Source organism: Streptomyces geranii, from assembly GCF_002954775.1.
GTDB classification, from domain to species: Bacteria; Actinomycetota; Actinomycetes; order Streptomycetales; family Streptomycetaceae; genus Streptomyces; species Streptomyces geranii.
Genome location: NZ_PJME01000060.1, coordinates 36863 through 50939, shown reverse-complemented (window position 1 = coordinate 50939; position 14077 = coordinate 36863). Strand labels below are relative to the sequence as shown.

Sequence of the window (14077 nt, the reverse complement as noted above, 5' to 3'; positions counted from 1 at the left end):
GGCTTCGTCGGAGGCTTCGTGGGCGGCTTGGTCGGAGGCTTCGTGGGGGGCTTCGTCGGAGGCTTCGTCGGAGGCTTGGTCGGCGGCTTCGTGGGCGGCTTCGTCGGGGGCTTCGTCGGAGGCTTCGTCGGGGGCTTGGTGGGCGGCTTCGTCGGAGGCTTCGTCGGAGGCTTGGTCGGAGGCTTCGTGGGCGGCTTCGTCGGGGGCTTCGTCGGAGGCTTCGTCGGAGGCTTCGTGGGCGGCTTCGTCGGAGGCTTCGTCGGAGGCGTGTCGCCGTAGCCGCCCGGGGTGTCCTCCTCGCCGTAGCCGTGGCCGTGGCCGGAGTTCGCGTTGGGGTGGTGGCCGGGGGTGGGGTCCCGGTGCGGAGTGCCCGCCGTCGCCTTCGTGGGGGTGGGCGCGTCCACGTCGGCCAGGGCCGGGAGGCCGTACAGGGACAAGATGCCCGTCGCGGCGGCAGCCACGACCATCCCCCTGCTCAGAGTGGGTCGCATTCTGATTGTCTTTCTAATGGGAGAGGTGAGAAAAAGCCGGCCTTGGCACCGAGAGGCTCTCCAAGACCGGCCCAGACACCGCCGAACGGCTGGTGCGAACGTCAGTCGTTGACGCAGGTGTTGCCGAACGCCGGGTTCAGCAGCGCGATCACGTTGATCGAGTTGCCGCACACGTTGACGGGAACGTGGACGGGAACCTGCACCACGTTGCCGGAGAGCACACCCGGGGAGTGCGCGGCGAAGCCCTCGGCTCCGGCGTCCGCGAACGCGGGGGCGGCCATTCCGAGCGCCATGATCGCGCCGGCGATGACAGCAACGCTCTTCTTCATGAGGTTTCCCTTCTCTGCGGTCATGCCCCTATGTCGGCCGAAGACCGAGCGAGCACAGCTTGAACGGCTCGCACCATGACCGGCAGTTGTAAAACGAGAGATAGACAGCCGAAGAAACTACGGAACGTGATCCGACGGGTAATTCACTCGAACGCCCCGCCGCAGCGGGAAACACAATCCACACGAAAGGCCGAAGAAATCGGCGGGCAGAAAGCAAACAAAAACTCGAACAGCCCCCGCACACACGGTGCGAGGGCTGTCCGAGCTGCATGTGTGGGCGACCGGACGAATGTTGACGACCGGTCAGCCGACGGCGACAGATCAGCTGTTGGCGATGCCGTTGCCGGACAGGACCGGGATGTCGCTGAGGACGTGGGCCAGCGGCTCGTCGCCCTTCGCCTGCGTCGAGTTGTCGGCGCACTGCTGGTTCTGCGGGGCCGACAGGATCGGGATGTCCTGGACGGCGACCGGCACGAGCACGCCCACGACCGAGCCCACGTTGCCCTTGACGGGAACGCCCAGGCAGAGCTTGTTGACGCTGCCCTGCACGAGGCTCGCCTGGGGGCTCATGTCGCCCTTGGTGAGGGAGTTGCCGAACTTCGAGACCGACCCGTTCCCGCTGACGGACGTGGTGCCGCCGTCGTCCGCTGTGGCAAGCGCCTGGGGGGCGGTCGCCGCCGAGACTCCGACGACGGATGCGGCTACCGCCGCCGCGGCCATTGCCTTCTTCAGCATTTTCGCTTTCCTTTCCTGGCAGAGACACACGTTCCTGCTTCCGCATCAACCGGCCGGGCCGGGATTGGTTTCGCTGCTTCACCCGGTTGGCCTCTTTGGGCCATCAGAGTGAATCGCAGCAACCATGCGCGCCGAAGGACAGTTGATCAGAGCGGCTCCGGTGGACGGGGTTTCTTCCGAAGGGAATTGCAAGTGATCAAGAAGGTTATGGCTGCTGCGGCGATCGCCGCTTCCGTCGTCGGTGCCACGGCTGCGGTCGCCACCCCGGCGATGGCGATCGCGAACGACGGTGGCACGACGTCCACCAGCGGCAACGGCGCCATCCAGAAGTACGGCAACTCCGCCACGTACGGGAACATGAGCCCCCAGATGGCGCTCATCCAGGGCTCGCTCAACAAGCCCTGCATCGGCCTGCCGGCCAAGGTCAACGCCGGTTCGCTCGTGGGCCTCGTGCCGATCGCCGTCCAGGACATCAACGTCCTGTCGGCGCCGCAGAACCAGCAGTGTGTCGAGAACTCGACGCAGGCCAAGGGCGACGAGCCCCTGTCGCACATCCTCAGCGACATCCCGGTCCTGTCGGGCAACGGCGTGGGCAACAACTGAGACAACCCGGAAGGCTGAGTCGGGCGTACGTCCGGGCTCTCTTCGCGTTTCTCACCAGCGGGCCGTCGAATTCTCGGCGGCCCGCTGGCCTACGTTGCGTCAGGTGACGACGAGACACCCTTTCTCCCGGTTTTCCCGTCTTGCCCGGCCCGCGCGGATCGCTCGGCTCGCCCGGCTGTCCCGCCTGTGCGGTGCCGTGGTGCTGTGCGCGGCGACCGCCGTCGGCTGCGGTGCGCCCCACGAGTCGCGGCTGCGGCCCATGGGCGGCGCCGCCCCCGCCGCGGGCACCGACATCCTGCTGCTGGGCACGGACGGCCGTAGCACCATCACCGAGAAGGAGCGCCGCAAGTTCCACGCGGGCGGCTTCCCCTGCAACTGCGCGGACGTGATGATGCTGGTCCACGTGTCCGCCAAGCGCGACCGTGTCAGCGTGATCGGCCTGCCGCGCGACTCCTACGCCACGGTTCCGGCGTACCGGTACGGACCGTCCGGGCGACAGCGCCCCGCGCATCCCGTGAAACTCAACGGCGCGTACGCGGAGGGCGGTCCCCAGCTCCTCGTACGTACGGTCGAGGCGGCGACCGGGGTGAGTGTCGAGCAGTTCCTGCAGCTCGACTTCCGGCGGTTCATCGACGCCGTCGACCAGGTCGGCGGCGTCGAGGTGTGCACCACGCGGCGGCTCAAGGACCCCAAGACCAAGCTGAACCTGGCACCCGGCCGGCATCTGCTCAAGGGCGGGCAGTCCCTGCAGTACGTCCGCTCGCGGAAGGTCGACCGGAGCGCCGACCTGGGGCGGATCCAGCGTCAGCAGCGGTTCCTGGTCGCGGCGCTGGAGCAGCTGACCGCCCGGAAGGTGCTCACCGACCCCGCGCTGATGGGCCGGGTCGCCCGGACGATGCTCGGCCCGGCCAAGGTCGAGCAGGGCTTCGGGAAGGACGGCGCGAAGGCGCTCGTGACGCTCGCCGCGACGCTGGGCAAGGTGCCCGCCACGCGCACGGAGTTCGCCACCGTGCCGATCGCCGGCTTCAACCGGCCGATGGAAGGCATCGGTTCGACGCTGCGCTGGCACGACGCGAGGGCGAAGGCGATGTTCACCAAGGTGCGCGAGGACCGGCCGCTGGTCGCGGCGGGCACGGATCCCAAGGCCGCCGATCCGCCGGTGTTCGGGAAGGACGTGCCGGTGCGCGGAAACCGGCTCGCCTGCCCCTGAATCCCGGCTCGTACACCTCAATCGCTGGGCCAATCGGGGCATTGACCGCAACCCCGGCCGGGGTTCGGCCGTTGACGATCACGCAGCTCCTCACCGGAGTCCGCTTTTCGAAGGGAATGAACATGAAGAAGCTGTGGGCAACCGCGGCCATCGCCGCCTCCGTAGCCGGTATCTCGGCCACGGCAGCACCCCAGGCCCTGGCGATCGCCGACGACGGTGGCACCACCTCCGTCAGCGGCAACGGCGCCGAGCAGGAGTTCGGCAACTCGGCCACGTTCGGTGACATGAGCCCGCAGCTCTCGCTGGTCCAGGGTTCGCTGAACAAGCCGTGTGTCGGCCTCCCGGCCAAGCTCAACGTCGGTTCCGTCGTCGGCCTGGTGCCGATCGCCGTCCAGGACATCCCGATCCTGTCGGCGCCGCAGAACCAGCAGTGTGTCGAGAACTCGACGCAGGCCAAGGGCGACGAGCCCCTGTCGCACATCCTCAGCGACATCCCCGTGCTGTCCGGCAACGGCGCCGGCAACAGCTGAGCCTCCCCGCTCGGTTGAAGCGGCGGGTCACCGGTTCTCCGGTGGCCCGCCGTTCGGCGTTCCAGAGCGTTCTACGGGGCCTGTGTGTACGTCACTTGCTGCTGTACAGCGCCTCGATCTCGGCCGCGTACGCCTCCCGTACCGCGTGCCGTTTGACCTTGAGGGACGGGGTCAGCTGCCCGTTGTCCTCGGTGAACTCGCCCTCGACCAGGGTGAAGGCGCGGATCGACTCGGCCCGGGAGACCGCCGCGTTGGCGTGGTCCACGGCCCGCTGGACGTCGGCGCGCATCCGGGGGTCCTGGATCACCTCGGCCATCGGGGTGTCGGCGGGCATCCCCCGTACGGCGAGCCAGTGGGCCACCGAGTCGGGGGCGAGGGTGATCAGGGCGGCCACGAAGGGGCGGTTGTCGCCGACGACCATGCACTGGGCGACCGGGGCTCGGCTGCGCAGCCGGTCCTCCAGGACAGCCGGGGCGACGTTCTTGCCGCCCGAGGTGACGATGATGTCCTTCTTACGGCCGGTGATCGTGAGGTAGCCGTCCTCGTCGAGGGCGCCGAGGTCGCCGGTCTCGAACCAGCCGTCGCCGCTCAGTACCGCGTCCGTGGCCGCCGGGTTGTTCCAGTAGGAGTCGAAGACGACCCCGCCCTTGACGAGGACCTCGCCGTCGTCGGCGATCCGGACGGCGGTGCCGGGGACGGGGAGGCCGACCGTGCCGGGGCGCGGGGCCAGGGGCGGGACGAGGGTGGCCGCGGAGGTCGTCTCGGTCAGGCCGTAGCCCTCGTAGACGACGATTCCGGCGGCGTAGAAGAAGAGGCTGAGGTCGCGGTCGAGCGGGGAGCCGCCGCTGATGGCGTAGCGCAGGCGTCCGCCCAGTTCCTTGCGGATGCGGCGGTATACGAGGAGGTCGTACAGGGCCCAGGCGGCGTAGAGGCCGATGTCCGGGCCCTTGACGGGGGTTCCTGTCCTTGTGCCGGTGTCGAGGAACTTCTTCAGGTACGCCTCGGCGAAGCGGACGCCGATGCGGTGGGCCCGGTCGAAGGAGGAGGCCCGGCCCATCTTCTCGGCGGTCGCGCGGCCTGCGGCGTGGATGCGCTCGAAGAGGTACGGGACGCCCACCAGGAAGGTCGGTCTGAACTCCCTTAGGACCGGGCGGAGTTCGTCGGGCTTGATGCTCGGGAAGTGGCCGATCTCGATGCGGGCCATCAGACAGCCGATCTGAAGGGCGCGGCCCATGATGTGGGCGAGGGGGAGGAAGAGGAGGGTGGAGGCCGTCTGGCCGGTCACCTCCTTGAAGATCGGGTGGAGCAGCTCCACGACGTTCGCGGCCTCGTTGTGGATGTTGGCGTGGGTGAGGACGCAGCCCTTCGGCCGGCCCGTGGTGCCGGAGGTGTAGCAGATGGTGGCGGTGGTGTCGGGGGTGAGGGCCGTGCGGCGCTTGGTGACCTCCTCGTCCGGTATCTCCCGGCCCACGGTGGCGAGTTCGGCCATCGCGCCCTCGTCCAGGGTGAAGACGCGCGGGGGTTCGGGGTGGCCGGCCGTTCCGGTGGTGACGGTGGCCGTGTTGTCCGGCGTCTCCGTCACCACCAGGCGGGCGCCCGAGTCCCTGACGATCCAGTCGACTTGGTCGGCGGACGAGGTGGCGTAGACGGGGACGGTCTGGCCGCCGGCCGCCCAGATCGCGAAGTCCAGGACCGTCCACTCGTAACGGGTACGGGACATCACCGCGACCCGGCCGCCCTGTTCGAGGCCCGCCGCTATCAACCCCTTTGCCGTGGCGGTGACTTCGGCGGCGAAGGTGGCGGCGGTGATCGGGTGCCAGGTGCCTTCGGCGGTGCGGCGGCGGAGGATCACCGCGTCGGGGGCCTCGGTGGCGTTGGTGTAGGGGAGGTCCGCGGTGCTGCCTGTGGTGGGGGGTGCGACCAGCGGGGGCGCGCTTGCCTCGCGGATGGTGCCGGTTCGGTTGTCGCGGACCAGATCGATTCGGTGGCGGGCGGCCAGGTCGGTGCGGCGCTTTGCCCGCTTCAGATCTTTGCGTACGCCCATGACACTGGCTCCCGGTGGTCTTGGTCCTCCTGAGTTCGAGTCAAGTTACTTGGACGTAGGGAAAGTTCAATGGGTTGGGCAGGAGGAGTTTTGGCTGCGGGTGTGTGGGGGCTGAGCGCGCAGTTCCCCGCGCCCCTCACGGGGCGCCGTAGTTCCTCGCCAGTTGTATTGACTCGGCCAGTTCGCTGACCGCCTTGTCCTCTGTCGTTTCTGCCAACTCGTAGGCCATCTTGGCCAGATGGACCAAGGGTGGGGCTCCCGGCAGGGTGGGCCAGCGGTCGTCTCCTCTGCGTAGGGCGTCGGCGAAGTAGGCGGCCACCGCTGTTACCTGGAAGCGGGGTGAGGCGCTCCAGAGAGTGTCGTCCAGGGTGTTCGACTCCAACTGGCCCGATTCCTCGTGGGGTTCGCGGGTTTCGGGGTCCTGCCAGCGGACCGTTGCCGTGGCGAGGTGGCCCGAGGCGGACTGCCTGGTGCGGACGGCGTAGAGGGCGGTGACCGTGTGGCCGGGGCCGACCTCTCCCCCGTCCACGCTGTCGTCGCGGAAGTCCTCGTCGGCGACGCGGCGGTTGTCGTAGCCGATCAGGCGGAACTCGGCGACCGTCTCCGGGTCGAAGGCGACCTGGGCCTTGGCGTCGCGGGCCGTGAGGTCGATGTTGCGCGGGAGTTGCTCGCAGAACACCTTGCGGGCGTCGGTCTCGTTCGAGACGTAGGTGGTGTGGCCGTCGCCCTGGTCGGCGAGTTGCTCCATCAGGGCGTCGCCGTAGTCGCTGCCGACGCCCACGCCGAAGAGGGTGATGCCGTGTTCGCGGCGGGCGTCGGAGATGCGGTCGAGGATCGAGTCCGCGTCCGTGTCACCCGTGTTGGCCAGGGCGTCCGACACCAGGACGACCCGGTTCGTGGCGTTCTCGCGCAGGCCCTCCACCGCCGTGGCGTAGCCCGTGCGGACTCCCGCGCCGAGGTTGGTCGAGTCGGTGGGCTCCAGTTCGTCTATCGCGTCGTGGACCTCGTCGCGGTTGCCGTCGAGGCGGGTCATCGGGAGGACGGTCTCGGCCTCGTCGCTGAAGGTGACGATCGCGACGGAGTCGTCGTCGCGCAGCTGGTCCGTCATCACGCCGAGGGAGTCCCTGGCGAGGTCGAGGCGGCCGGGCTCGGCCATCGAGCCGGAGATGTCGATGACGAACGTCAGTGCCGCGGGCGGGCGTTCGCCCTCGCGGCCTGAGGTGCGGGTGGCCAGGCCCACGCGGACCAGGGACCAGTCCTCGCGGTCGGTGCGGGCGCCGTCGACGGTGACCGAGAAGCCGTTGCCGTCGGGGCGTTCGTAGTCCTGGCGGAAGCTGTTGACGAACTCCTCCGGCCGGACCGTCGACGGGTCGGGGAGGCGGCCGTCGGCGAGGGTGCGGCGCGCGTAGCCGTACGAGGCGGTGTCGACGTCGAGGGCGAAGGTGGAGAGGTAGTCGGGGGCCGGGGCGAACTCCCCGTCAGTCTCCCCTTCCGTCTCGCCCTCCGTGGTGCCCTCGCGTGCGCTCCCGTCGCCGTCCTGCTGCTCGCCGGAGCCGTCGGGGACGGAGGGCGCGTAGCCTCCCGAGCCGCCGCCGGAGTCCTGTTTGCCGCTCGTGCCGTAGCCCTGGCCGCTGTCGCTGCTGCTTTCGCCGACACCCCCGCTGCAGGCGGTGAGCAGCAGGCCGCTCGCCACCGTCAGGGCGATCAGCGTGGCCCGCAGCCTTCGTATCCGGTTCCGCTCCATCTGCCGTGCCCCCTCCGTCGGTTGACGTCGGCCGACGTCAACTTCTGTGACTGTGACGGCGGAAGGGGCCGTAATGTGCGGTACGGGGTGTTGCGGATGGATCTCGAAGTGGCCACGAGGGGCGGCCTCCGAGACCGGTAGGTGATCCTCCGTTGACCTAGGAGACGACGTCCTTGCGGGCGAAACCCCGGAAGGCCAGGGCGAACAGCACCAGGGCGTACGTAACGGAGATGGAGACGCCCTGGATCATGTCGGTGTAGTCGGGCTTCGGTTGGACGACGTCGAGCCAGGCGTACTGCCAGTGCGCGGGCAGGAAGTCGCGCCAGTCGCCGAGGGCGGTCACCGAGTCGAGGACGTTGCCGACGATGGTGAGGCCGACCGCGCCGCCGACCGCGCCGAGCGGGGCGTCGGTCCTCGTGGAGAGCCAGAACGCCAGTCCCGCGGTGACCAGTTGGGACACGAAGATGTACCCGACGGTGATCAACAGGGCCTGGGCGGCGGCTCCTTGGCCGATCTCGCCGCCGGTGGGCAGCTCCAGCGGGCCCCAGCCGTACGCCAGTGAGCCGACGAGGAGTGCGACGACCGGCAGCAGTACGAGCGCCGCCAGGCTGAGGGTGAGTCCGACGGCGAGCTTGGACCACAGCAGCCGGGCGCGCGGCACGGGGGCGGCGAGGAGGTAGCGCAGGGAGGACCAGCTGGCCTCCGAGGCGACCGTGTCCCCGCAGAACAGGGCGACGGGGATGACGAGCAGGAAGCCCGCCGCCGCGAACAGGTTGACCGCGGCGAAGTTGGAGCCGGACGCGGTGGCCGTGTCCATCAGGTTCACCCGGTTGTTGCCGTCGCCGGGCGTGCCGCCCACCTGGAAGGCGATCCACAGCACGAGGGGCAGGGCGAACAGGATGCCGCCCATGACCATCGTGCGGCGGCGCTTGAGCTGGCGGACCAGCTCGACCCGGAAGGGCAGGGTGCGGCCGGCGCGGTAGCCGTCGGCGACCTCGACCGGGCCCTTCGGGTCTGTGGGCTGTCCGGGCTGTGCGGGTTCTGCGTGCTCTGCACGCTCGGCCAGCGTGCTCATGCGGACTCTCCGATCAGGGTGAGGAAGGCGTCTTCGAGGCGGCGGTGCGGGCCGACCGACTCCACGGGGACCTCAAGGCGCACGAGTTCGGCGACCAGGCGGCGGGCGTTGCCGTCGCTGTCGAGGCGGACCACCAGGCCCCCTTCGGCGAGGACGGCCGAGTCGACGCCGGGCAGGGCGGCGATCTTCTCGACGATCGGCTCGTCGAGCGGCTCGGACGTGCCGATCAGCAGCGTGTCGCCGGAGCCGACGATCTCGCTGACGGGGCCCGCCTGGACGAGCTTGCCGTGGTCCATGACGACGAGGTGTGTGCAGGTCTGTTCGACCTCCGCGAGGAGGTGGCTGGAGACGATGACCGTGCGGCCGGCCTCCGCGTACCGGATCATGACCTCGCGCATCTCGCGGATCTGGGGCGGGTCGAGGCCGTTGGTCGGTTCGTCGAGGATGAGGAGGTCGGGCAGGCCGAGCATGGCCTGGGCGATGGCGAGGCGCTGGCGCATGCCCTGGGAGTACGTGCGGACCGCGCGCGCGAGTGCGTCGCCGAGGCCGGCGATCTCCAGGGCCTCCTCCATGTGCGCGTCCTCGGTCGGGCGGCCGGTCGCTGCCCAGTACAGCTCCAGGTTCTCCCGGCCGGACAGGTGCGGGAGGAAGCCCGCGCCCTCGACGAAGGCGCCGACGCGGGAGAGGACCGGGGCGCCGGGCACGATCGCGTGGCCGAAGACGCGGATCTGGCCGGCGTCCGGCTGGATCAGGCCCATCAGCATGCGCAGGGTGGTCGTCTTGCCCGCGCCGTTCGGCCCGAGCAGGCCCAGGACCTGGCCCTTCTCGACGCGGATGGAGAGGTCACGGACGCTGTAGCGGTCGCCGTTCTTGTACTTCTTGCTCAGGTCGGTGATCTGGAGCGGGACCTCGGCGAGCGCGGGGTCGGGGGCCGGGGTGACGGTCCGGCGGCGGCCGGTGACCAGCAGGAGCGCGGCGATCAGGGCACCGGCGATCGGCAGGTACCAGACCCAGGCGGGCAGGACGTCCGTACGGTCGGCGCGGCCGAGCGGTGTGGGTACCTCCAGGTCGCCCTTGAGGGAGACGGTGTACGTCGCCGGGGTGAGCGGGGAGGCGTAGCCGAGGTCGGTGGAGGCGAGGACCAGGCGGAGGCGGTGGCCGTCGTCGAGGTCGTAGTCGATGGCCGGGAGGGTGAGCTGGACGTCCTTGCCGGCCTTGGCACCCTCGACCCGGATGGGCTCGACCAGCTGGGAGGGCAGCACCTGGGAGCGGCCGTCCGCGCCGACGTCGTACACCTTGGCGAAGAGGACGGCGTCCTCGCTGGTCGACTTCACGTGGACGGTGGCCGTGGGCGAGCCGGTGATCTGGAGGTCGTCGGTGACAGGCTTCGACTCGAAGGCGGCGTACTGGCCGGGGAAGTCGAGGGAGATGCTGACGCCGAGCGAGGACAGCTGGGAGAGGCCGCCGCCGGCGGAGCCGAGGCCGGGGAGGGCCGATACGGCGGGCGGGCTGGCGCCTGCCGGGTTCTCGAAGGTCTGTTCGCGTCCGGCGAGGGCGATCTTCGTGAGGTCGCTCTCCAGGCCCGGGTAGGTGTCGTCCGTCGTACCGGCGAGGCGGGGTTCGCCGTCGCCCGAGCCGGAGCCGAGAGTGCGGGTGACGCGGAAGGCGGAGCCGGTGTCGGCGCCCTTGTCGTCCTTGAGGTACCGGTCGAACCAGGACTCGACGCGGGACTGGACGCGGGAGGACTCCAGGTCGCCGCCGTCGTGGCCGCCGGAGATCCAGTCGACGTCAACGGGGGCGCCGTTGGCCTTGATCGCCTTGGCGGCGGCGTCGGCCTGGCCGAGCGGGAAGAGGGAGTCGGTCTGGCCCTGGATGAGCAGGGTGGGCACCTTGATGCGGTCGCCGACGGCCTCGGGGCTGCGCTCTTCGAGGAGCTTCACCGCGGCGGCGTCGGGCTGCCCGGACTCGGCGACCCGCTCGTACATCTCGCAGAGCTGGGTCTCGAACTTGGCGCAGCCGCCGCCGGTGTTGAAGAAGATCCCGGCCCACAGCTTCTTGAAGACGCCGTTGGGGAAAAGGGCGTCCGACAGGTTCCAGTACGTGATCGCGGGCGCGATGGCGTCGACGCGGTCGTCGTATCCGGCGGCGAGGAGGGAGATGGCGCCGCCGTAGGAGCCGCCGGCCATGCCGACGCGCGGGTCACCGGCCTTGTCGAGCTGGACCTCGGGGCGCCCTGCGAGCCAGTCGATCAGCTTGGAGACGTCGGCGACCTCGGCCTTCGGGTCGTTCAGGCCGATCTTGCCGGTCGACTTGCCGAAGCCGCGCGCCGACCAGGTGAGGACCGCGTAGCCGTCGCGGGCGAGGTCCTCGGCCTGGGCGCGTACGTCGTCCTTGCTGCCGCCGAAGCCGTGCGCGAGGAGGACGGCGGGGCGGCGGCCGTCGTTCCCGGAGGTGAAGTACGAGGTGTCGATACGGACGCCGGTGGCGGTGTCCATGACCTCGTCGGTGCGGTCGACCGGCGCCGGCTTGTCCGAGGCGGTGGCGGTCCAGGTGCCCGCGCCGGCGAGTACGACGACGGCGGCTGCGGCGGCGAGGGTGCGTCGTGGGCGCCGCCGCAGTGCGCCGCGCAGTTTCGGGCGCAGTCCGGGCAGTGGGTGATCCATGCTTCAACGGTAAGGGGCGGTGTGGGTGCGGTACGGCACTCTCCAGGGTGAGGAGTGGGCCATCCCACGGTCGTACGGGAGGAATTCGGCATACAGCGGTCGCGGTATGCCGGGGTGTCGGGGGAAGCTGACAGCAACCTGATAAGTGGGGGGCGGGGTGGGGTGTTTTTTTCCGCCCCCGCCGCCCCTACCCGTCCCGTCCTGAAGGGGCTGTGCCCCTTCGACCCCTTTGCGCCGTCTGGCTCGGGTATGGCGGGATTCGTTGGCGAGTGCGGGTTCGTGGGGGCTTGTCGCGCAGTTCCCCGCGCCCCTTTGGGGCGCGGGGGTGCTGGGTCTGCTTGCTAGGAGAGGGTGCCTGCGCCTGTGGTGGTCGCCAGTTCCGTGGCGAGGTTCTTGGCGGTGGGCTGGATGCCTGCCGTGAGGGTGGGCTTCCAGTTGACCGTCGTCTTGAGCTTCTTGGAGTTCGCGGCGTTGTACGCGGCCACGAGGTCCGTCGTCGTGCCGTTGACGAGGTTGCCGGTGGCGGCGATCGAGCCGGTGCCGTCGCCGCTGAGCAGCTTGGCGGTCTTGCCGCCGGCGGGGACCTTCCAGGCGTTGTACTCGGCGACGACCTGCGCCTTGGCCCGGGAGTTGACGGTGTAGAGGGGGGCGTAGCCGTTGAGGGTCGTGGTGTCGAAGTAGTTGTTGTAGAGGTGGATCTGGCCGATCCGGGCCAGCGGGGCGCGCTGGACTATGCCCTTCCACACGTTGTGGTGGATGGTGACGCGCAGCTTGCCGACGCTGTCGGTGTCGCTGCTGCCGATCAGCATGGTCTTGTCGTGGTTGGTGAACTGGTTGCGCTCGACGGTGACCAGGTCGGAGCCGTTGGTGATGTCGAGGGCGCCGTCGTGGATCTGGTACTCCCGGCCGTAGTACTTCGGGTTGGCCTTGTCGAGGTGGGGCGCGTCGGTGAACGTGTTGTGGTCGGCCCAGACGTGGGTCGCGCCCCGGAGGGTGACGGAGTCGTAGGCGGAGTTCCAGTTGCCGGTGGAGCCGTCGGTCGGGTCCCACTGGGGGAAGCAGTCCTCGGTGGCGCTGAAGGTGAGGTTGCGGATGATGACGTTGTCGACGCTCTTCACCTGCAAACTGCCGCCGGTGATACCGGCGTTGGTGCCGGGCACGCCCACGAGGGTGGTGTTGGCGGGCACCTTGAAGACGATGTTCTTCGCCTGCGCGGCCTGTGCGGCGGCCCGCGCCTTCTCCTGCGTGCCGGAGGGCAGCTTCGAACGGCCGTACGTGGCAGGGTCGTACGCCTTGAGATAGGCGGCGAGCGAGTAGCCCGTGCCGGAGGCGTAGTCGGCGCAGGTCCGCTTCTTGCCGGCGTCGTTCGTGTTGGCGTCGATGGTGCCCTTGATCTTGATGATCTTCGCCGTCGAGTTGGTCGCGCTGCCGAGCGCCTTCACGAGCTGGGCGCGGGTGGAGACGGTGAACACGTGCGCGGTGTCGGCCGCGGCACCACCGGTCGTACCGGCACCGGAGGCGGCCCAGCCGTCCTTGGCGGGCAGCACCTGGTGGGCGAGATCGACGGCACCGGCGTTCGCGTTCATGGCGAACACGGCCGCACCGAGACCGGCGGCGGCCACGACAGCGGTGGAGACCAGAACGGTGCGGCGCGTGCGGAGGGAGCGGCGGTGGGAAGGGGAAGCCACGGATGAGTCCTTACGTGGTGGTGGAACACGTGCGGTGTGTGAAGCTCCCGTGAGCGGGGCTTACGACTCGTCAGTGGTCGCGGGGCGGGGAAAGGTTGCCCTGTGAAGTGGGGGAATTTCGGGGGTGGTTCGACGGCACGACAGGACACCGTCGGCGTCGCGGACGATTCCGGCACCGACAGGGCGTCCCTTGCGCGATCGGGCCGCTCCGTCAGGCGTCGTCCGGCAGGATCCAGAGCCCTTCACTCATCCGTGGTGAAAACCAGGGCATACCCCAACACACGGCACCTGTAAGGCCGATGATGCCCTTCTGCTCTGCACACCACGCACTCGGGGGGAACCATGACCGACAGCACGCCGCCGCCCATGCCCGACTTTCCGCCGCCGGTGGCACCGGTGGCGAAGGGGCGCCGCAGCAACGCGATCGTCATCGGTGCGGCCGTCGCCGTCATCGCCACGATCATCACCACCGGCATCGTCGTCGTGCAGTCCACGGACGACGAAGGCGAACCGGCCCCCGCCACCACGTCGAGCGCCCCGAGCGAGGACATCGTGGCCGACGACGTGTCGGAGCCTGACCCGGAGCCGACGTACGCCGAGGTCGGCACCGACAGCTTCACGATCGAGCTGCGCACCACCGAGCGGCACTGTTTCGGGTCGGCGGGCTGCAATGTGACGGTCGAGCCGGACTTGACGTACCTGGGCGACACCGAGGGCATCGACCCGGACGCGGTGTACGAGATCACCTATGAGGTCCGCGGCGACGAGTCCGGCCCGGTCATCGAGACGGCCGAGTTGACGGACCGGACGAGCCTGAACTTCACGCCCACCTCGATCAGCACCTCTTCGGCGAGCACGGAGGTGTCGGTGGAGATCACGGACGTCGTGGTCCAGGGTGGCTGAGGCCACGCGCCTGGGAACAGCGATGCCCGCCGACCAGAAATCCTGGTCGGCGGGCATGCTCG

Annotated in this window: 12 protein-coding genes; 5 read left to right on the top strand and 7 right to left on the bottom strand. The window is 69.7% G+C overall.

The genetic code is table 11. The features are described from left to right. The coding region (locus CW359_RS45595; protein WP_198655557.1) for a hypothetical protein at nucleotides 1-279 on the top strand (279 nt) is incomplete at its 5' end. Nucleotides 280-592: 313 nt separating this feature from the next. Here CW359_RS45595 and chpD read toward each other — a convergent pair. Both chpD and CW359_RS39550 read right to left on the bottom strand, forming a co-directional pair. After that, the gene (gene chpD, locus CW359_RS39555; RefSeq protein ID WP_105975074.1) at nucleotides 593-820 is read right to left on the bottom strand and encodes a chaplin ChpD; all 228 of its coding nucleotides are present in this window, start codon (nucleotides 818-820) and stop codon (nucleotides 593-595) included. 321 nt (nucleotides 821-1141) lie between these two features. Continuing rightward, nucleotides 1142-1555 carry a rodlin gene (locus tag CW359_RS39550; RefSeq protein WP_105975073.1) on the bottom strand — a complete coding sequence of 138 codons (414 nt, stop codon included), beginning with the start codon at nucleotides 1553-1555 and terminating at the stop codon, nucleotides 1142-1144. 192 nt (nucleotides 1556-1747) lie between these two features. Here CW359_RS39550 and CW359_RS39545 point away from each other — a divergent pair, with 192 nt between their 5' ends. The 3 genes from CW359_RS39545 to CW359_RS39535 all read left to right on the top strand — a co-directional run bounded on the left by CW359_RS39545 (nucleotide 1748) and on the right by CW359_RS39535 (nucleotide 3898). Further along, the gene (locus CW359_RS39545; RefSeq protein ID WP_105975072.1) at nucleotides 1748-2158 is read left to right on the top strand and encodes a rodlin; all 411 of its coding nucleotides are present in this window, start codon (nucleotides 1748-1750) and stop codon (nucleotides 2156-2158) included. A gap of 103 nt (nucleotides 2159-2261) precedes the next feature. Then, complete coding sequence (locus CW359_RS39540; protein WP_105975071.1) at nucleotides 2262-3368, top strand: LCP family protein; 1107 nt, start codon at nucleotides 2262-2264, stop codon at nucleotides 3366-3368. Between the two features lie 122 nt (nucleotides 3369-3490). Beyond that, nucleotides 3491-3898: a rodlin gene (locus tag CW359_RS39535; RefSeq protein ID WP_105975079.1), complete on the top strand. Its 408-nt coding sequence runs from the start codon at nucleotides 3491-3493 to the stop codon at nucleotides 3896-3898. A gap of 91 nt (nucleotides 3899-3989) precedes the next feature. Here the strand turns inward: CW359_RS39535 and CW359_RS39530 are convergent, their stop codons facing one another. The 5 genes from CW359_RS39530 to CW359_RS39510 form a co-directional block, all read right to left on the bottom strand. Then, nucleotides 3990-5942 (bottom strand): AMP-dependent synthetase/ligase, encoded by a 1953-nt coding sequence (locus CW359_RS39530; RefSeq protein WP_105975070.1) that lies wholly within the window; start codon nucleotides 5940-5942, stop codon nucleotides 3990-3992. A 136-nt stretch (nucleotides 5943-6078) separates the two neighbouring features. Beyond that, entirely contained in the window at nucleotides 6079-7686 is a 1608-nt protein-coding gene (locus CW359_RS39525; RefSeq protein ID WP_105975069.1) for a vWA domain-containing protein, read from the bottom strand. Between the two features lie 157 nt (nucleotides 7687-7843). Beyond that, nucleotides 7844-8761: an ABC transporter permease gene (locus tag CW359_RS39520; RefSeq protein WP_198655556.1), complete on the bottom strand. Its 918-nt coding sequence runs from the start codon at nucleotides 8759-8761 to the stop codon at nucleotides 7844-7846. Next, on the bottom strand, nucleotides 8758-11424 hold the full coding sequence (locus CW359_RS39515) for an alpha/beta fold hydrolase (protein WP_105975068.1): 2667 nt from the start codon (nucleotides 11422-11424) through the stop codon (nucleotides 8758-8760). Before CW359_RS39515 ends, CW359_RS39520 begins: the two co-directional genes overlap by 4 nt. Before the next feature lie 341 nt (nucleotides 11425-11765). Continuing rightward, nucleotides 11766-13112 (bottom strand): pectate lyase family protein, encoded by a 1347-nt coding sequence (locus tag CW359_RS39510; RefSeq protein ID WP_232838805.1) that lies wholly within the window; start codon nucleotides 13110-13112, stop codon nucleotides 11766-11768. 342 nt (nucleotides 13113-13454) lie between these two features. Between CW359_RS39510 and CW359_RS39505 the strand changes: the two genes are divergently transcribed. Then, nucleotides 13455-14015, top strand: a complete 561-nt coding sequence (locus CW359_RS39505) for a hypothetical protein (protein ID WP_105975067.1) — start codon at nucleotides 13455-13457, stop codon at nucleotides 14013-14015. The last annotated feature ends 62 nt before the right edge of the window (nucleotides 14016-14077 follow it).